Annotated in this window: 16 protein-coding genes; 8 read left to right on the forward strand and 8 right to left on the reverse strand. The window is 69.9% G+C overall.

Features of this window, described 5'->3' with window-relative positions; genetic code table 11:
• Positions 1 to 3: 3 nt before the first annotated feature.
• On the reverse strand, positions 4 to 1,002 hold the full coding sequence (locus ACYVF3_RS06870; protein ID WP_461153344.1) for a pentapeptide repeat-containing protein: 999 nt from the start codon (positions 1,000 to 1,002) through the stop codon (positions 4 to 6).
• A gap of 101 nt (positions 1,003 to 1,103) precedes the next feature.
• The gene (locus ACYVF3_RS06875) at positions 1,104 to 1,859 is read right to left on the reverse strand and encodes a lysozyme (RefSeq protein WP_461153345.1); all 756 of its coding nucleotides are present in this window, start codon (positions 1,857 to 1,859) and stop codon (positions 1,104 to 1,106) included.
• Between the two features lie 449 nt (positions 1,860 to 2,308).
• Between ACYVF3_RS06875 and ACYVF3_RS06880 the strand changes: the two genes are divergently transcribed.
• A complete protein-coding gene (locus ACYVF3_RS06880) occupies positions 2,309 to 4,474 on the forward strand; it encodes a putative bifunctional diguanylate cyclase/phosphodiesterase (RefSeq protein WP_461153346.1) in 2,166 nt (721 codons plus the stop codon).
• Here the strand turns inward: ACYVF3_RS06880 and ACYVF3_RS06885 are convergent.
• Together ACYVF3_RS06885 and ACYVF3_RS06890 are read right to left on the reverse strand one after the other, a co-directional pair.
• A complete protein-coding gene (locus tag ACYVF3_RS06885; protein WP_461153347.1) occupies positions 4,450 to 6,327 on the reverse strand; it encodes a glycoside hydrolase family 15 protein in 1,878 nt (625 codons plus the stop codon). The two genes, ACYVF3_RS06880 and ACYVF3_RS06885, sit on opposite strands and share 25 nt — an antisense overlap.
• Before the next feature lie 81 nt (positions 6,328 to 6,408).
• Positions 6,409 to 6,981 (reverse strand): type VII secretion system-associated protein, encoded by a 573-nt coding sequence (locus ACYVF3_RS06890; protein WP_461153348.1) that lies wholly within the window; start codon positions 6,979 to 6,981, stop codon positions 6,409 to 6,411.
• Positions 6,982 to 7,164: 183 nt separating this feature from the next.
• Between ACYVF3_RS06890 and ACYVF3_RS06895 the strand changes: the two genes are divergently transcribed.
• From ACYVF3_RS06895 to purM, 6 genes are all read left to right on the forward strand, one after another.
• Positions 7,165 to 7,581 carry a PRC-barrel domain-containing protein gene (locus tag ACYVF3_RS06895; protein ID WP_461153349.1) on the forward strand — a complete coding sequence of 139 codons (417 nt, stop codon included), beginning with the start codon at positions 7,165 to 7,167 and terminating at the stop codon, positions 7,579 to 7,581.
• Positions 7,582 to 7,870: 289 nt separating this feature from the next.
• Entirely contained in the window at positions 7,871 to 9,043 is a 1,173-nt protein-coding gene (locus tag ACYVF3_RS06900; RefSeq protein ID WP_461153350.1) for a S8 family peptidase, read from the forward strand.
• Between the two features lie 267 nt (positions 9,044 to 9,310).
• Positions 9,311 to 10,108 (forward strand): DNA-binding response regulator, encoded by a 798-nt coding sequence (locus tag ACYVF3_RS06905; RefSeq protein ID WP_461153351.1) that lies wholly within the window; start codon positions 9,311 to 9,313, stop codon positions 10,106 to 10,108.
• 179 nt (positions 10,109 to 10,287) lie between these two features.
• Positions 10,288 to 10,677 carry a sterol carrier family protein gene (locus ACYVF3_RS06910; RefSeq protein ID WP_461153352.1) on the forward strand — a complete coding sequence of 130 codons (390 nt, stop codon included), beginning with the start codon at positions 10,288 to 10,290 and terminating at the stop codon, positions 10,675 to 10,677.
• Positions 10,678 to 10,798: 121 nt separating this feature from the next.
• Positions 10,799 to 12,403, forward strand: a complete 1,605-nt coding sequence (gene purF, locus ACYVF3_RS06915) for an amidophosphoribosyltransferase (protein WP_461153353.1) — start codon at positions 10,799 to 10,801, stop codon at positions 12,401 to 12,403.
• Positions 12,404 to 12,485: 82 nt separating this feature from the next.
• Positions 12,486 to 13,598, forward strand: a complete 1,113-nt coding sequence (purM, locus tag ACYVF3_RS06920) for a phosphoribosylformylglycinamidine cyclo-ligase (RefSeq protein ID WP_145741011.1) — start codon at positions 12,486 to 12,488, stop codon at positions 13,596 to 13,598.
• 668 nt (positions 13,599 to 14,266) lie between these two features.
• Here the strand turns inward: purM and ACYVF3_RS06925 are convergent.
• Positions 14,267 to 14,455: a DUF3073 domain-containing protein gene (locus ACYVF3_RS06925; protein ID WP_093419982.1), complete on the reverse strand. Its 189-nt coding sequence runs from the start codon at positions 14,453 to 14,455 to the stop codon at positions 14,267 to 14,269.
• 246 nt (positions 14,456 to 14,701) lie between these two features.
• Here ACYVF3_RS06925 and ACYVF3_RS06930 point away from each other — a divergent pair, with 246 nt between their 5' ends.
• Positions 14,702 to 15,580, forward strand: coding sequence for a hypothetical protein (locus ACYVF3_RS06930; RefSeq protein WP_461153820.1), 879 nt, complete (start codon positions 14,702 to 14,704; stop codon positions 15,578 to 15,580).
• Between the two features lie 8 nt (positions 15,581 to 15,588).
• Here the strand turns inward: ACYVF3_RS06930 and ACYVF3_RS06935 are convergent, their stop codons facing one another.
• From ACYVF3_RS06935 to ACYVF3_RS06945, 3 genes are all read right to left on the reverse strand, one after another.
• Positions 15,589 to 16,395: a methyltransferase domain-containing protein gene (locus ACYVF3_RS06935; protein ID WP_461153354.1), complete on the reverse strand. Its 807-nt coding sequence runs from the start codon at positions 16,393 to 16,395 to the stop codon at positions 15,589 to 15,591.
• 88 nt (positions 16,396 to 16,483) lie between these two features.
• Positions 16,484 to 17,401: an asparaginase gene (locus ACYVF3_RS06940; RefSeq protein WP_461153355.1), complete on the reverse strand. Its 918-nt coding sequence runs from the start codon at positions 17,399 to 17,401 to the stop codon at positions 16,484 to 16,486.
• The gene (locus tag ACYVF3_RS06945; RefSeq protein ID WP_461153356.1) at positions 17,398 to 17,958 is read right to left on the reverse strand and encodes an RsiG family protein; all 561 of its coding nucleotides are present in this window, start codon (positions 17,956 to 17,958) and stop codon (positions 17,398 to 17,400) included. The genes ACYVF3_RS06940 and ACYVF3_RS06945 overlap by 4 nt, the downstream gene beginning before the upstream one ends.
• Positions 17,959 to 18,165: the final 207 nt, after the last annotated feature.

Below are 18,165 nucleotides of genomic sequence, written 5' to 3' on the forward strand. Positions count from 1 at the left end.
CCGTCAGGTCTGGTTCGGGGTGGGGGAAGTTTTCATGAAAACTTCCCCCACCCCGAACGTTCCGTCGAGGTCCGGGGCCTGCTGGAAGACGACGCCGTCGAAGTCGGCCAGGTCCTCGAAGGTCGAACCGGCCAGCGACACCTCGTCGGTGAAGGTGCTGTCGGCGAACTTCGCGGGCCCGTGGAACGTGCTGCGCTCGCAGCGCGCCGGCCCGCCGAAGTGCACCGCGCTGAACCACGCCCTGCGGTGGAACACCGCGTCGTCGCAGCGGAAACGACCGCTGAGCCGACCGGTTCCGAAGGTGCTGCCGGTGAAGTAGACGTGTCCGTGGAAACTGCTGCGGCTGAGGTTGTTGCTGCTGAACAGGTGCGAGTAGCGCAGCAGGACGGTGCCGACCTTGCGGTCGGAGATGTCGAAGTACTCCAGGGTCGCGCCGGTGAGGTCCAGGTCGTAGACGGGTGCGTCGGCGTCGGTCGCACCGGGCAGCAGGTCGGCGATCAGGCGCTGCGCGGTCAGCCGCACCTGCAGCTTCCGCTCGGCCTCGTCGGACCGCTCGGGAGTCCAGCCCTTCGACGACGAGTAGCGCGGGTGCTGGAACGGGCGGCGCAGGTAGGAGCAGAGGACGTCGAGGACGGTCTGGACGTGCCCCGGGCTGCTGTGCGCCAGGCCGGCCAGCGCGTGCAGCGCACCCACCCTGACCTGGTCGGTCTCGTGTCCCAGCAGCTCGATCGCTCGCGCGAAGCGCTCGTCGGCGACGCGGTCGCGCTCCAGATCGGTCCGCCTGCGCTCCAGCGTCTGCCGCTCCTCCTCGACGCGGCGGCGCCGGTCGTTGAGCCACAGCGCGTAGAGCGCCACGACCGATCCCGCCGCGAGCCCTCCGGTGCGCAGCGCGTCGGCGCCGGTGGTGCGCGGATCGAAGAGCAGCAGCGCGGCGCTGACCCCGCACAGCACGACGACCGCGAGCGCGATCGTCAGCACCAACCCGATCTTCCGCTCACCCATGGAGGTCATTCTCCGCCAGAAGATCAACCCTTTCCACGCCCCCGAAGCCGCCGCACGAGAACCGCGGTTCTCGCGTTGGCGGGTCGTGGGATCGGGAGGTTTCAGCCGTGGGCGAGGGATTGGAGGGCGGTGATGGGTCCGTTGAAGTGGTTCTGGTCGAGCGGGTCCGAGGTGTGCTGCCAGAAGGACCACACGAGCCAGCCCGTGGGGAGTTCGCCCGGGGCCTCGGCGTAGCGGGCGACCCACAGCGGGTTGGTGGTGCCGAAGGACCCGGCCACGCACCGGTTCCACCAGCTGGTGCTGGTGTAGATGACGGGGAACCGGCCGGTGCGCGCGCGGTAGGTGTCGCTGAAGTCCTTGACCCACGCGGTGAGCGCTTCCCGGCTCATGTCGTAGCAGGTCTCGCCGTAGGGGTTGTACTCCACGTCCAGGGCGCCGGGCAGCGTCCGGCCGTCGCCGGTCCAGCCGCCGCCGTTGTCGACGAAGTAGTTCGCCTGGTCGGCTCCGCTGGAGGAGTTGGGGATCGCGAAGTGGTAGGCGCCGCGGATCATGCCGACGTCGTAGGACCCGTTGTACTGCTGCGGGAAGTACGGGTTGGTGTAGCTGGTCGCCTCGGTCGCCTTGACGAAGGCGAACCGCTTGCCCTGCCCGTACCAGGAGGGCCAGTCGACGTTGCCCTGGTAGCTGGCGACGTCCATGCCCGCGACGGTGGCCAGCGGGTCCAGATTCAGGTCGGGCAGCAGGTCCACCGGCTCGAACTTGCGGATCTGCGAACCCAGCGTCGCGTTGTCGTCATCGGTGATCGCCGGGCCCGCCTGAGCCGGGATCGGCAGAGCCGCGCACGCCAGCGCGACCATCGTTGCCAAGGCTGAACGACCGCGTCCCGTCATCGAGGCCTCGCATTCACGGATAGTCGTGGACCGTGTCGGCCGACTACGCATCGTGCCCCGAAAGTGTGGCTAACGCTTTCTGACGGCGGAAGATGCTGTGTTAGCTTTTGACCGGATCGGCTCAATCCGTACAGCTGCGGGGCACCGAACAGGCATTTTGGCGAGGAGTTGCCAACGCAACCTCTCAGGGCGGGTTGAGCGTCTACTAGTGGGGGATCGAACTCCGTCGCCGTTCATCGATGAACTGTTCGCGGACGGTAGCGGTAATTTGAACGTCGGCCACCCAGATGGCCGCCAGACACAGGTGTCACGGCTGCTCCGGGTGCCGCACATGATGTTCGACCGCCATGCTGGACGGGTCGTACGCTTCGACGGGGTACGGCCCAGGTAGGACGACGAGTGGAGGGCGCCCAGGCATGACTGGCTGGACCGCGCCGGTGCCCAGCGCTCATGAGGTGGCCGCCAAGGTGAACCGAACCGATCGACGACGTTTCGCCGCGGTCTGGGCGCAGGCGCTGATCGGGACCAGCTATGTGCCCATGACCAGCGCCGAGGTCGAAGGCCGTCTGCACGGCTTCACCGACCGCCTGGTCGACGCGCTGGTCGGCGAGCCCTTCGAGGCGTCGCCGGCGCGCGAGGTGGGCGTCGACCTCGTCGGTCTGCACTTCACCGGCTCCGAATCGCTGGCGTGCACCGTGGACCTCATCGGTGCCGAACTCCTCGACGTCCTCCGGCTCGGCGACGACCCCGTGTGGCGCGGCCGGATCGCGGCCCTGCAATCCGCGCTGTGCTCCGGTTTCGTGCAGGCGGCGCGCAAGCGCACGCTCGACGAGCAGGAAGCCATCCGGCAGGCCGTGCTCGACGCGCGCGATGCCGTCGAGCTGGCGCTGCGCACCAGCGAAGCCCGCTTCCGCGCGATCTTCTCCGAGGCGGCCATCGGCATCGGCATCGCCGACATCGAAGGCCGGATCCTGGAGATCAACGCGTCGCTGGCGCGGATCCTCGGACGCCCTGCCGAGGACATCCGCCGGATGCAGGTCGAGGACATGGTTCACCCCGCCGATCCGGAGCGGGTCTGGCGGCTCTACGACGAGCTCATGCGCGGTGAGCGCGAGGAGTTCCGGGTCGAGAAGCAGTTCTCGCGGCCCAGCGGCAAGACCGTGTGGACCGAGCTGTTCGTGTCCCTCATCCGCGACGACGACGGCAAACCGCTGTACCAGGTCGCGCTGCTCGAAGACGTCACCGATCGCCGTGAGCTGCAGGAACGGCTCCGCTACCAGGCGATGCACGACCCGCTGACGACGTTGCCGAACCGGGCGCTGTTCCTCGACCGGCTCGAAGAGGTGCTCAAGCGCAACAAGCCGGAGGACCGGATCGCGCTGTGCTACATGGACCTCGACGGTTTCAAGGTCATCAACGACAGCCTCGGTCACCACGTCGGTGACGACCTGCTGGTGACCGTCGCCGAACGGCTCGCCGCCACCGTGCAGGGCGACGACCGGCTGGTCGCGCGGATGGGCGGGGACGAGTTCGTCATCCTGCTGCAGAACTCGCACGGGACGGAGCAGGCCCTGGAGATCGCCGAGCGGGTGCTGGCGGCCGTCGACGAGCCGATCCACATCGACGGCCACGAGCTGACCGTCTCGGCCAGCGTCGGGATCGTCGAGCGCGAGGTCGCCGAGCAGACCGCTGCCGAGCTGATGCGCGACGCCGACGTGACGCTGTACTGGGCGAAGTCCGAGGGCAAGGGCCGCTGGGCCCAGTTCGACCCGGAGCGCAACGCCACCGAGGTCGCCCGTCTCCGGCTGGCCGCCTCGATGCCCGCGGCCCTGGAGCGCGAGGAGTTCTACGTCGACTACCAGCCGCTGATCGGGTTGCGGGACCGCTCGGTCGTGGGCGTCGAAGCCCTGGTGCGCTGGGGACATCCGGACCTGGGCAGGCTCGGCCCGGACAAGTTCATCGGGCTCGCGGAGGAGACCGGGCTGATCGTCCCGCTCGGGAGGTGGGTGCTGCGCGAGGCGTGCCTGCAGGCCAAGCGGTGGCAGGACCGCTTCGGCGACGGGGCGCCGTTCGTCAGCGTGAACCTCGCCGTCCGGCAGTCGCGCGACCCGAACCTGGTCCACGACGTCGCCGCGATTCTGGAGGAGACGGGCCTCGCCCCGAGCCGGCTGCAGCTGGAGCTGACCGAGAGCACGATCATGTCCACCGCCGACGAGCCGCTGGACAAGCTGCGCGCGCTGTCGCGGATGGGCGTGCGGATCGCCATCGACGACTTCGGCACGGGCTACTCCAACCTCGCCTACCTGCGACACCTCCCGGTGCACGAGCTCAAGATCGCCGGGTCCTTCATGGAGGGCCTGCGCGACGCGGAACGGGCCGACCCGGTCGACGCGCGCATCGTCGGCACGCTCGTCGACCTGGCGCACACGCTGGGCCTGACGGTCACCGCCGAAGGCGTGGAGACCCAGGCCCAGGCCCGCCGGATGGCCGAGATCGGCTGCGAGACCGGTCAGGGCTACCTCTTCGCGAAACCGGGCGATCCACGCACGGTCACCGACTACATCTCGTCCCACCTGGACTGAGCGGCGACGCCGTTGCGGCGGGACTTCTGCGCGCGGGTCCGGCCGCCGTGCAGGACCGCGGCCGAGTTGACCAGGGCGAGGTGGCTGAACGCCTGCGGGAAGTTGCCGGTGAAGCACCCGCTCTCGGCGTCGAACTCCTCGGAGTAGAGGCCGACGTCGTTGGCCATGCCGATGAGCTCGTCGAACATCCGCACCGCCTCGTCGCGGCGACCGCAGTAGGCCAGCGCGTCGACCATCCAGAACGAGCAGGCCAGGAACGAGCCCTCGCGCCCGGAGAGCCCGTCGACCTCGTTCGGCTCGTCGGTGGTGGTGTAGCGGTCGACCAGCACCCCGTGCTGCAGCTCGCGCTGGATCGCCTCCACGGTGCTGCGCATCCGCTCGTCCTCGCCGGAGAGGAAACCGACCGAGGGCAGCAGCAGGACCGACGCGTCGAGCTCGGTCCCGCCGTAGAACTGGGTGAACGCGCCGAGATCCGGGTTCCACGCCCGGTTCAGCACCTCGTCGCGGACCTCGTCGCGCACCGCGCGCCAGTGCTCGACCGGGCCGGGAAGCCCGTCCTCCTCGGCGGCGCGCACCGCGCGGTCGAAGGCGACCCACACCATCACCCGGGAGTGCGTGAAGTGCCGGTCCGGTCCGCGCACCTCCCACAGACCGCGGTCGGGTTCCTGCCAGATCCGCTCCAGGTGCTGGAGCATGCCGCGCTGCACCGCCCACGACTCCGCGCTCTCCACCAGCCCTCGCTCGCGGGCGAGGTGCAGGGCGTCCATCACCTCGCCGTAGACGTCCAGCTGCGTCTGCCGGTAGGCGGCGTTGCCGATCCGGACCGGGCTGTTACCTCGGTATCCCGGCAGCCAGTCGGCCTCCCACTCGATCAGGTGCCGCTCGCCGCCGACGCCGTACATGATCTGCAGGTCGGCGGGGTCGCCCGCGACGGCACGCACCAGCCAGCGCCGCCACGACTCGGCTTCAGCGGTGCAGCCCAGGTCGTCCAGCGCGAGCAGCACCAGCGTGGCGTCGCGCAGCCAGCAGTAGCGGTAGTCCCAGTTGCGGTCACCGGGAACGGCTTCCGGCAGCGACGTGGTGGGGGCGGCGATGATGCCGCCCGTCGGGGAGTACGTGAGGGCCTTGAGCGTGGCCAGCGAGCGGCGGACCGCGGCTCCGTGCGGACCGTCGTAGACGATCTTGGACGACCACTGCCGCCAGTAGTCCTCGCACTCCTGCAGTTCCTGCTCGGGATTCATCGGCGCGGGCATCACGTCCGGATGCGTTGCCCACTGCAGCACCCAGGCCATGCGCTGACCAGCGGCGATCGTGCCGCGGTAGCGATGCGCGCGCACGCCGTCGACGCGCGTGGGCAGCTCCTCGCCGCGCAGCACGACGGTGTGCGGACCCGCGATTCCCAGGACGTACTCGTCGAGCACCGGATCGGTCTCGCGGACCCGCCGCACCCACGGCACCGAGTCGCCGTAGTCGAACCGCAGCACCCAGTCGAGCTGGAAGTCGACCTCGCCGGAGACGCCCTCGACGATCCGCACCACGCACGGCTCGTCGTGCTGGTTCACCTCGTGCGGCGGCATGAAGTCGATCAGCCGCAGCACCCCGGAACCGGTGTGGAACTCCGTCTCCAGCACCAGGGAGTTGTCCCGGTACCGGCGCCTGACCTCCCGCACCGGTCCGGTCGGGGCGATCGACCAGTGCCCGTCGCGCTCGCCGCCCAGCAGCCGGGTGAAGCAGGAAGGGGCGTCGAACCGCGGCAGGCACAACCAGTCGATCGAACCGTCCTTGCCGACGAGCGCGGCCGTGCGCATGTCGGAGAGCAACGCGTAGTCCTCGATGAGGCCCGGTCCTGTCATCTCGCCGACCTTAGGAGCTGGCGGGGCCGTTCCGCTCGCCGCTCGCCCCGCGGGACGGGACGAGCGGTCTCCGCCGGGTTCTCAGCCCTGATCTTCGGCGAACTGGACGAGGACGCCGTTGGGGATCACGGCCTGCACGGCTTCGTGCAGGTTGAGGCCGAGGTCGTAGCCGCCGAGGACGTCGGGGAGCCAGGAGCCGGGAACCGTGCGGAAGCCCGGCCAGTCCTCGGGCACCCGCGAGGCCGACGTGCAGGCGGGCACCAGCGTGGTGCCGTCGGACATCTCAGCGGTGTAGACGTTGCGGTCCTCGGCCGAGGGCGCGTAGAGCATCACCTCGCCGTCCAGGACCGCCTGGGGCAGGTCGTCCTCGGGGCGTTCGCCATCGGCGATCTCGTCGAGCACGCGCTCCAGGTCGTTGCTCGGTTCCGGCCGGTGCAGCATCAGGTCCGAGGGGACGTACTGCTCGTTGAACTGGAACTCCTCGTCGATCACGCCGTTCTCGTCGATGCGGTACGCGCCGACGACGCCCTCCGGCGGCATGTCGCCTTCGTCGTCCTGCGCGTAACCGGGGTCGGCGATGTACAGCCAGGTGTTGGGGTTCTCCTGGGCGTGCGCACGCATCTCGTCGGTGATCGGCGGGGTGGGTTCGGTCATGGGGTTGGCGACTCCATCAGCTCGGCTGGACAGCAGAACGCCCGTGAGCGCGAGCGTTCTGCGTTGAAGGGTCCCATTCTTCGCCCGGAGTGGTCCGAAGAGGGCAGTCCGCCGTTTTGAGGTGCCGTCTCGCGCGATGGCGGGGGAGACTTGGTCTCCGGGGTTCTCGGGGAGGGGCGTTCGATGATCGGTCAGCGGGAAGCGTTGCGCATGTTCGGGTGCGAGGTCTTCGACCCGGCGGGGCAGCGAATCGGCATCGTGGGACAGCTGTTCATCGACGACGACACCGAGCAGCCCGCGTGGATCACGGTCCAAACCGGTCTGTTCGGCACCAACGAGAGCTTCGTGCCGCTCGACGGCGCCGCCTTCGACGGCGACACGCTGACGGTCTCGGTCGGCAAGGACGCGGTCCGCCAGGCGCCGCGGGTCGACCTGGAGAAGGGCGACCTACCGCTGGCGACGGAGCGCGCGCTGTTCCTCTACTACGGGATGACCTACGGCGTGGAGCCCCAGCCCGAGGACGGCGAGCCCGCGCAGTCCGACGAGTACGTCGAGTCGGTCCGGCTGCGGTTGCGGCGGTGGGTAGCCGCTACTCGTTAGGGCGTCCACCCCCTCAGTTATATTGAGTACGGACTGTTACCTCTACTTGCGGGTAACAACTGGGAAATCCGGCGATCGCCGTGCCGTTCGGCCCCTTGTGCCAGCCACGGTTTCAGCTGCTCATTCCCGGTAGGAAGCGGCGCATTGGGAAAGCGTTAACCCCAACGTCCGATTGTTTGGCGCAAATTCGCCAACGTCGCCCATACGAGTGGGCTCGCTGGTTACGTTCCGCCTTGAAACACCTCCGCTCGGCCCCACCCGAGCGGAACCGTTTGAAGGAGGGGAACGCATGAAGAAGCTGCTCTTCGGCACCGGGGCAGGGGTGGCCGCAGCGGCACTCGTCTTCGCCGGAGCTCCCGCCGGCGCGGAACCGCAGGCCGACCTGGCACCGCTGACCCTGCACCCGCAGGCTCAGACGAAGGACACCGCGGACGTCTACATCGTCAACCTCAAGGACGGCGTCGCCCCGCAGGGCGTCGCCGAGGAGCTGGGCGTTCAGGCCCGGCACACCTACACCGCCTCGATCAACGGCTTCTCCGCCAAGCTCACGCCCGAGCAGCTGCAGAACGTTCGCGCCAACGACAAGGTGCAGAACATCTCGCAGAGCTACCGCATGGCGGTCGAGCCGGACGTCAAGCCGGCCGCGGCCGGGTCGTGGGGCCTGGACCGCATCGACCAGCCCGCGCTGCCGCTGGACGACAGCTACACGCCCAACGGCAAGGGCGAGGGCGTGACCGCCTACATCATCGACACCGGCATCGCGCCCGACCACCCCGAGTTCGGCGGTCGCGCCTCGGTCGGCTTCGACGCCACCGGCGGCGACGGCCTCGACAAGCAGGGCCACGGCACGCACGTCGCAGGCACCATCGGCGGCAACACCGTCGGTGTCGCCCCGGCCGCCAAGCTCGTCGGCGTCCGCGTCCTGGACGACCAGGGCCAGGGCACCACCGAGTCCGTCGTCGGCGGCATCGACTGGGTCGCGCAGAACCACGACGAGAACTCCGTCGCCAACATGTCGCTGGGCGGTCCGAAGGACCCGGCCCTCGACGAGGCGGCCACCAACCTCGTCAACAGCGGCGTGTTCCTCGCCGTCGCCGCGGGCAACGAGTCGCAGGACGCCGAGCAGGTGTCCCCGGCCAGCGCCGAGGGCGTGTTCACCACTGCCGCGTCGGACAACACCGACACCTCCGCCGAGTTCACCAACTTCGGCGCCACGGTCGAGGGCTACGCCCCCGGCGTGGACATCGTCTCCTCCGTCCCCGGTGGCGGCACCGAGGCGATGAGCGGCACCTCGATGGCCAGCCCGCACGTGGCCGGCGTCGGCGCGCTGTTCCTGGGCGCCAACCCGGGCACCGCTCCGGCCGACGTCATCAAGGGCCTGCAGGGCCAGGCCTCGGCGGGTGTCGTCCAGGGCGCCCCGCAGGGCACCCTCACCGACCTGCTGCAGATCGGCGAACTGTGATCGCCTGACGCGATAGAGCGCCGTCGCGGGCCCTTCCTGAGCGCTTCAGGGAGGGCCCGCGGTGCGTGAGAGGTGCTTTCGGGGGTATCGGGACTCCGCTGATCGGGCGTCACCACGTTCGTCGCCCAACTTGTCCGGCGAAAGTCGGTTCCGGCGGTTGCTCCCGGTGGATACGTTGCCCAATAACAGGGGGAGCTCAGTGTCCATTGCGATTCCCGCGCCTGATCGGGGCGGATTTCGCCGGGGCACATCGAGGAGGGATGTGCCGTGTTACCCGGATACACAGAGGAACTGACCAAGGCGTCGACCGAGGTCGCCGAGCCGGGCGGGCCGGTCGCGCCGGAACAGCTCAGCCAGCGCACCGTGCAGGCGCAGGTCGCTTCGGTCACCCGAGCGGCTCGGGCGCAGGCGGGCAGCGGTGGAGTGCTGCAGGTCGTGCACGGGGCCAAGCGGGTCGGCTGGGCCGCGTACGAGCTGCAGGCGAGCGCCACGCACCTGGTCCAGGGCGTCGCCAAGCCGCCGTACGCGCAGACCGGAACGCTGGACTCGCTGGAGTCGCGCAAGCTCGCTGAAGGCGTCCGGTACCAGGTCCTCTACGACCGATCGGCGCTCGCGCGCCCGCCGCAGCTGGACATCACCACCAAGCTCGTCGCGCTGGGCGAGCAGGCACGGGTGATCCACGTGGCGCCCACCAAGCTGATCATGGTGGACAACGAGATCGCGCTGCTGCCGCTGACCGTCACCGAGACCTCGGTGGAGAGCGCGGTCGTGGTGCGCAGCTCGGCGATGCTGGCGGCGGTCGCCCGCATCTTCGAGGACCTGTGGCGCTACGCGGCGCCGTTCACCGCCAACCAGGACCTCGACGGCAACGAGCTGCGGCCCACCGAGGAGGAGCGGTGGATCTTGTCGCTGCTGGCCTCGGGCGCCACCGATGACACCATCGGCCGGTTGATGGGCTTCAGCGCTCGCACGGCGCACCGCCGGGTGCGCGAGCTGATCTCGCGGCTGGGCGTCGAGACCCGGTTCCAAGCGGGGATGCAGGCGGTCAAGCTCGGCTGGCTGTGAATCGATCAGGCGCCTCGGCACCGGTTCTGCACATCTGAGCACCGGACCGAGGCGCACGATCGCGGTCCCGTGGGGCGTCGGTGGTGAGCAGTGGGCAGTTTTGGTCCGAACCGCCCATGATCGATGTCCGTTTTGCCGGGTCAATTCGGACCAAAACTGCCCCCACTAGACTCCGGGGCATGCCGAAGCGCGGTGCTGTGGATCCCGGGGAGATGCGCGAGGCGGTGAGCGCCGTGCGCGAGTGGCTCGACGACGCGCAGCGTCGCCCGGCCAGGCCCGAGATGGCCAAGGCGGTGCGGCTGAGCCTGCGCACGCTGGAGCAGATCGCCCCGGGCAACAGCGTCGAGGTGCGGGTCCCGCCGTTTGCGGCCGTCCAGTGCGTCGACGGTCCCCGGCACACCCGGGGCACCCCGCCGAACGTCGTCGAGACCGATGCGCGAACCTGGTTGCTGCTCGCGACCGGCCGCCTGACCTGGTCGGACGCCGTCGGCGACGGCCTGCTGACGGCCTCCGGCTCCCGTTCCGACGTCTCCCAGTGGCTCCCGATCGTCCGCGTGGAGAGCAGCTGAAGGGCTCCGAGCTGCTACGTGTTGTGATGAGATGGCCGACACGCTTCGGGTGGGGTTCCGCCAGGTTTCGAGGGTCTTACACTGAGGTGTAAGTCCGACTCCGTCATCCAGGGAGTTTTCGGTGGTCACCGACCGTCCGGCTAACGCCAGCACGACAACGGACCTGCCCTTTCCCACCTTCGACACCTCGCCCGAGGCGTTGGAGCGGGACATCCCGCGAGAGGAATGCGGCGTCTTCGGCGTCTGGGCCCCTGGCGAGGAAGTCGCCAAGCTCTCCTTCTACGGGCTCTACGCCCTCCAGCACCGGGGCCAGGAAGCCGCGGGCATCGCCGTCGGTGACGGCTCCCAGGTGGTCGTCTACAAGGATCTGGGCCTGGTCAGCCAGGTGTTCACCGAGCAGACCCTCGCCTCGCTGCACGGGCACGTCGCGGTCGGGCACTGCCGGTACTCCACCACCGGAGGGGGCTCCTGGGAGAACGCGCAGCCGACCTTCCGCGCCACCGGCGCGGGCAGCGGTCTCGCGCTCGGCCACAACGGCAACCTGGTCAACACCGCCGAGCTGCTGGACCGCGCACGCGATTTCGGCCGGGTCGACGGCGGCAACCTGTCGTCCCCCGCCAACGGCTGCGAGCGCGCGAGCAGCGATTCCGACCTGGTCACCGGCATGCTCGCCGCGAAGGCCACGGACATCGGCCTGGAGCAGGCCGCGATGGAGCTGTTCCCGACGGTCTCCGGCGCGTTCTCGATGGTCTTCTGCGACGAGGGCACCCTGTACGCGGTCCGCGACCCGCAGGGCGTGCGCCCGCTGGTGCTCGGTCGCCTGGAGCGCGGCTGGGTGGTGGCCAGCGAGACGGCCGCGCTGGACATCGTGGGGGCGTCCTTCGTCCGCGAGGTCGAGCCGGGCGAGCTGCTGGCCATCGACGCGGAGGGGCTGCGCTCGCAGTCCTTCGCCAGCCCCAAGCCCAAGGGCTGCGTGTTCGAGTACGTCTACCTGGCGCGCCCGGACACCACGATCTCCGGCCGGACGGTGCACGGCACCCGCGTGGAGATCGGCCGCAAGCTGGCCAAGGAACACCCGGTGGACGCCGACCTGGTCATCCCGGTCCCGGAGTCGGGCACGCCGGCCGCAGTCGGCTACGCCCAGGCCTCCGGCATCCCCTACGGCAACGGCCTGGTGAAGAACTCCTACGTGGGCCGGACGTTCATCCAGCCGTCGCAGACGATCCGCCAGCTCGGCATCCGGCTGAAGCTCAACCCGCTGCGCGAGGTGATCCGGGGCAAGCGGCTGGTGGTGGTCGACGATTCCATCGTGCGCGGCAACACCCAGCGCGCGCTGGTGCGGATGCTGCGCGAGGCCGGGGCGGTCGAGGTGCACGTGCGGATCGCGTCGCCGCCGGTGAAGTGGCCGTGCTTCTACGGCATCGACTTCGCCTCCCGCGCCGAGCTGGTGGCGAACGGCGTCGACGACGACGGCGTCCGGCGCTCGATCGGCGCCGACAGCCTGGGCTACGTCTCCCTGGACAACCTGATCGGTGCCACGGAGCAGCCGCGAAACCGGCTGTGCGCGGCGTGCTTCGACGGCGAGTACCCGATCCCGCTGCCCGACGACGCGCGCATCGGCAAGTACCTCCTGGAGGGCCTCAGCGCCGAGCGCGGCGTGGCTGGTCCGGCCGCGCCCGTGTTGCCCAGCGGTTACGGGGCGGAAGACGCGCTGCAACGGCCTTGACCTCACCGTCGCCGCGTAGCGTTGGCCGTGCCAGGATTGCGCGTCCGGCGAATCGCAAATCGCACTAGATGTGGAGCCAGTCGTGTCCGAAGACCTGATCGCAGGGTCTGCCCAATCCGAAACCCCGAAGGCCACCTACGCCGCGGCGGGAGTGAGCATCGAGGCCGGAGATGAGGCGGTGGAGAAGATCCGCCCCTGGGCGGAGCGCGCGACCCGGCCGGAGGTGCTCGGTTCCCTCGGTGGGTTCGCGGGCCTGTTCCAGCTGAAGCTCGACCGCTGGAAGGAACCGGTGCTCGCCTCCTCCACCGATGGCGTGGGCACCAAGCTGGCCGTGGCGCAGGCCGTGGACAAGCACGACACGGTCGGCATCGACCTGGTGGCCATGGTCGTCGACGACCTGGTGGTCGCGGGTGCCGAGCCGCTGTTCCTGCAGGACTACATCGCCGTCGGCCAGGTCGTCCCGGACCGGATCGCGGACTTGGTCAAGGGCATCTCGGAAGGCTGCGTGCAGGCCGGCTGCGCGTTGCTGGGCGGTGAGACCGCCGAGCACCCGGGTCTGATGGCTCCCGGTGAGTACGACATCTCCGCCACCGGCGTGGGCGTCGTGGAGGCCGACGGGATGCTGGGGCCGGACAAGGTCCGCCCGGGCGACGTGGTCATCGCGATGGGCTCGTCGGGTCTGCACTCCAACGGCTACTCGCTGGCCCGGCACGTGCTGCTGGACCTTGCGCGGGTGCCGTTGGAAGGTCACGTGGAGGAGTTCGGCCGCACCCTCGGCGAGGAGATGCTGGAGCCGACCCGGATCTACGCCAAGGACTGCCTGGCGCTGGCCGCCGAAGCCGAGGTGCGGACGTTCGCGCACGTCACCGGTGGTGGGCTCGCGGAGAACCTGGCGCGGGTCATCCCGTCGGGCCTGACGGCGACGCTGGACCGCGGCACCTGGACGCCGGCGCCGGTGTTCCGGATGATCGCCCAGCGCGGCCGGGTCGAGGCCGAGGAGATGGAGCGCACCTTCAACATGGGCATCGGCATGGTCGCCGTGGTCACGGCCGAGGACGTCGACCGCGCCCTGGCCGTCCTCACCGCCCGCCACGTGCCCGCGTGGGTCCTCGGCGAGGTCGCCAAGCAGCCCACGGTCGAAGGCACCACCGAAGACGACCGGGTGATCCTCAGGGGAAACCACCCCCGCTTCTGACCAAGACCGAGAAGGGCCGTGACTCCAGGAGAGCCACGGCCCTTCTTCGCAACGCATGGACGTCAGGCAAGCACCGAAGGTGCTTTCTCAGTGCCCCACCTGAGCAACCGGCACCGCCGGGGGTTCTGAGCGGCTTCGTGGCGAGCACGCCGCGACGCCGCGTATTCAGATACTCAAGGAGTGGCGCGCGGAGTCCACGGAGTCGCTCAGGTTCCCCTACCCGCACCGCTACGCCAACCAGCCACGGAGAACACATAAAAAGAGGAGCCGGCGCGTGCGGGCCGCCTCTCGGCGGATGGCACTGCAAGGCTCCAGCCGAACGGTATTCCAAGCAGGCGATAGTTGGAGCCCGGGGGCACGCGCACGACGCCGGCACCCCGTACAACGAGCGAAGGCCGCTGAGGATTCCCGGCATGGTGCCGATCACCCGTTGGAGGGGCCCGCGGGCGCGCAGCACGTGGGGCGGTGCGGGATCAACTCCCGCACCGCCCCACGTGTCCTGCGTGTTCAGCCCCGTCACCGGGCGTCTCGCAGACGTGAGTGGCGCCGCCGGTCGCGACCGGCGGCGCCATCCACGTCTTGATCCTCTTGTTGGTCCTGCGAGCTAAGCGACGCGCTCCGCCATCGGGCGAACAGCGTTCAACCGCTGTCCTATCTGGAGGAATGCGTCAACGTCGACCGTAGTCGTAGTCGTCGTACCCGTCGTCGTGCGAGTCATCGCGGTCTTCGCTGGACCACTCGCCGGACTCCGAGGTCGACAGCTCGCGCTGCAACGCCTCTATGTCCATGGACGGGGAACTGTACTTAAGCTCGCGGGCCACCTTCGTCTGCTTGGCCTTAGCCCGGCCGCGCCCCATGGCTCGACCCCCTCGCACAGGGTGTGCGGGGCGGACAGGGGAAAGCCGGCCCCGCATGATCTCGACAACTTTTCCTGTAACTACCGTACCGTGTCGAGGCGGTTCAACGCGACGTGGTGCCAGGAGTTGGCCGCCGTGTCTTGGGTGACGTCGCCCTCGCCCGATTCGATCAGCCCGATGGTGCTGCTCGCGCCGGGGTGCCAGTCGCGCGAAGCGGCTCGTCGGGGGCATGACACGATGCTCGTCGTGCCAGAGCCGTTCGTCGCCTACCTGAGGGTTTACGAGCCCCTGTCGTCGTTCGAGTCACCGCTGCGCGAGGAAGTCGAGGCAGCTGTGGATCGCGGGTCCGTGGATCCGTTCGACGCGGGGTTGTGGGAGCAGCGCCAGTGGCTGCGCAGCCAGCTGGCAGCGCCGCCCCGGTTGTTGCCCGGTGAGAACGCCGACGGTGAGGTCCAGGGCGTGGGCGGTGTTCTCGTGCTGGATCCGGAGGACGTGCCGACGGCTCCGTCGGCGACGGTGGGTCCGGGGCCGCTGGCGTGCCCGCTGGACGTGCGAGGCCGGGCCGCGGCGGCGCTGGTGGGGTTCTTGGGCGATGCCGAGGTCCCGCTGCGCACGGCGGCTCTGCCGGAGTCGGTGGACAAGGCGCGCACGCGCGCGGGGGCCGTGGTCAGCGAGCTCTCCGGTGGCGCGGTGCACGTGCTGTCCTCGACGTGGACGGTCCCGCTGCCCTGGTTCGTCGTGGTGGACCCGACCGAGCGCTGCGTGCTCACCGAGCCCGATCGCCGCCGCGTGTGCTGGCGGGTGGCGATGGCCGATGCCCGCAGGCGGGTGGCCCGCGCCCACTCGGTCTCCCAGCAGTCGATCGGTGACGACGGCCCGACCCGCATCCTCAAGGAGACGGGGCGCTGGTTGGAGCGCTTCCACCCGCACAGCGCCGTCGAGCTCGACTACGGCGGCCTGGTCCAGCTGATGACGGAGTCGGATCTCGACGCCGACACCTCGGCCGAGGACGTGCACGCGATCGTCGACGCGATGGAGAGCGACGACGCGGACGAGGTGGCCACGCGGTACGAGCAGCTGCGCGACTTCTGGGCCGAGTTCGCGGCCCGCGAGCACCACAACTGACGCGGGGTTCAGTGGCGGCAGCGGATCTCGCCGTTGAGGACCGCGAACCAGCCGTCGTCGGAGTCCCGCCAGGTGTGCCAGGCCTCGGCGAGCTCTTCGAGCTCCTCTGGGGTGGTCAGGCCGTAGGAGACGGCCTGGGTGGCGAAGGCTGACTGCCGGATGCGGTCGGCCCAGAGATTGCCCCACCACGCGCGTTCGTCGGGAGTGGCGAAGCACCAGGCCGAGGCGGTGCAGGTGACCTCGGAGAACCCGGCGCGCAGGGCCCAGCCCTTGAGGTGCTTGCCGCCGTCGGGGTGGGCGTCGTTGCGTTGGGCGACCGCGCGGTAGAGCTCCAGCCAGCGGTTCATGCCGGGGTGGTCGGGGGACCAGCGCATGCCGCCGTAGTCGGCGTCGCGGGCCGCGACGATCCCGCCGGGCCGGCTGACGCGGCGCATCTCGCGGAGCGCGGCGACCGGGTCGGTGAGGTGCTGCAGGACCTGGTGCGCGTGCACGACGTCGAAGGTGTCGTCGGCGTGGGGCAGCCGGTAGACGTCTGCGGTCTCGAACCGGGCGTTGCCGAGGCCCCGGGCCGCCGCTTCGGAGCGGGAGATCGTCAGCGGGTCCTCGGCGTTGTCGATGCCCAGCACCCGGCCGGGTGCGACGCGTTCGGCGAAGTCGAGGGTGATGGTTCCCGGCCCGCATCCCACGTCGAGCACTTCGGTGCCGGGCTGGAGGTCGGCGAGCAGGTATCCGGCCGAGTTCTCGGCGGTTCGCCACTGGTGCGACCGCAGCACGCTCTCGTGGTGGCCGTGGGTGTAGACGTCCGAGGACCCCAACGTTCCTCCCAATTTCTGGGAAACTCGTTCCGGAATATGAGCCTATCCGAGACGAGGGACAGGTGAGAAGCCCTCGGATCCAGCGGAATCAGCGCAGGGCGTCCGGGATGAGGCGGATCGTCCCCACCGGCTCGCCGCCGCCGAGGACGGGCGATTCGGCCAGGTCGTCGAGGCCTTCGACGCCGAGGGCGGCGAGGAGGTCGGTCGCCACGGGCAGGCGGGCGCGTCCCGAGCCGTCGGCGATCTTGATCGCGGCCGCGTGGCCGTCCGGCAGGGCGAAGGCGAAGACGCCCTCGGCGCCGATCTTGCTGATCAGGCCCGGGACCGCCGACATCAGGCGGGTGTCCTCGCGGTCGGTGCCCGCGACGAGCCAGGGATGCTCCCGCATCGCGTCACCGATCTGGGTCGTGACCAGCCGCTGGAAGATCCGGGCCAGAGCCGTCAGGGAGAGCGCGAACAGCGGGGCGCCGCAGCCGTCGATCGACGTGCGCGCGATCGGCTCGTCCGCGAGATCGACCACGGTCTCGGCGATCGCCAGCTGCAGCGGGTGCTTCGGATCGAGGTAGTCGGCCCTCGGCCAGCCGTTGATCGCGCAGGTGGCCAGCATCGCCGCGTGCTTGCCGGAGCAGTTCATGGTGATCCGGCGCTCGGCCGGCGCACCACGACGAGCGGCCTCGCCCATCGGCAGTTCCGGTGGGCACTGGAGGTCGTCCTCGCTCAGCGAGTACCGCCGCAGCAGCGCGTCGACGCGGGAGACGTGCTCCGGCTCGCCGCTGTGCGAGGCCGCGGCCAGCGCGAGGTCGGCGGCGGGCAGGTCAAGTCCGCAGCGCAGCATCCCGGCCGCCTGGGCGGGTTTGAGCGAGGAGCGCGGGTACATCGGTGCCGACACCTCGCCCGCGCGGAGGAGGGTCGTGCCGTTCGGGTCGATCAGCACCGCGGAGCCGTGGTGCAGTCCTTCCCTGAGTCCACTTCGGACGATCTCGACGAGTGGAACGGGTTGGTTCAACGCCGGTCTCGCTCTTCGGCGAGCAGTTCGTCCACCGAAGCCGCGCCCTCCCGGTAGCGGCGGGCGATCTCCGCGTTGAGCCGGTCCACGACCTGCTGCACCTCGCGGCGGCGCTGCGAGACCGAGTCCTCCTCGGAGGTGTAGGCCTCCAGCGCCCGGTCCAGCTGCTCGTCGGACAACGACATGACGTCGGACAGGTCCACGTCCGACACCAGGGCTTCGACGTGCCTGCGGTGCGCCTCGGCGCGCGAGGGCTCCGTGGTCTGGTACCGGCCGGAACCGGCGGCCGGTCCGACCGCATTGTCGGCGAGGATGTTGACCAGCTGCTCGACCACCGAGCGCGAACCGTCCTCCCGGCGCCTGCGCTGCTCGGCGCGCACGATGTCGATGCGCGCGTGCAGGACCCTGCGCAGGTAGGACAGGTCGGTCTCCTCCTGGGCGGCCTCGTCCCGCAGCGCGCGCACATCACCGAGCGCGTGCTGCTCCATGCCACTGGTGTAGTCCGGGGACAGGACCCTGTCGATGCGGCGCCGTCCACCCGGGCGGACTTCGATCACGTGGCCATCCTCCGGCAATTCGGTCGAGCTCGCCAACACTTCGGGTGATGTCGTTACGACAACAGTGTGACGCCGAGCGTTCGATCAGCGTTCCTGCATGTTCGAAATGACCCTGATCGGGCGGTCGGCACGCCCTAAGGCATACCGGCCCTGTCAAATGCCGACGTCACTCGACGCGGAGAACTTGAGGATCGTTAACCGAACTAA

This window comes from Saccharopolyspora tripterygii (genome assembly GCF_054778355.1).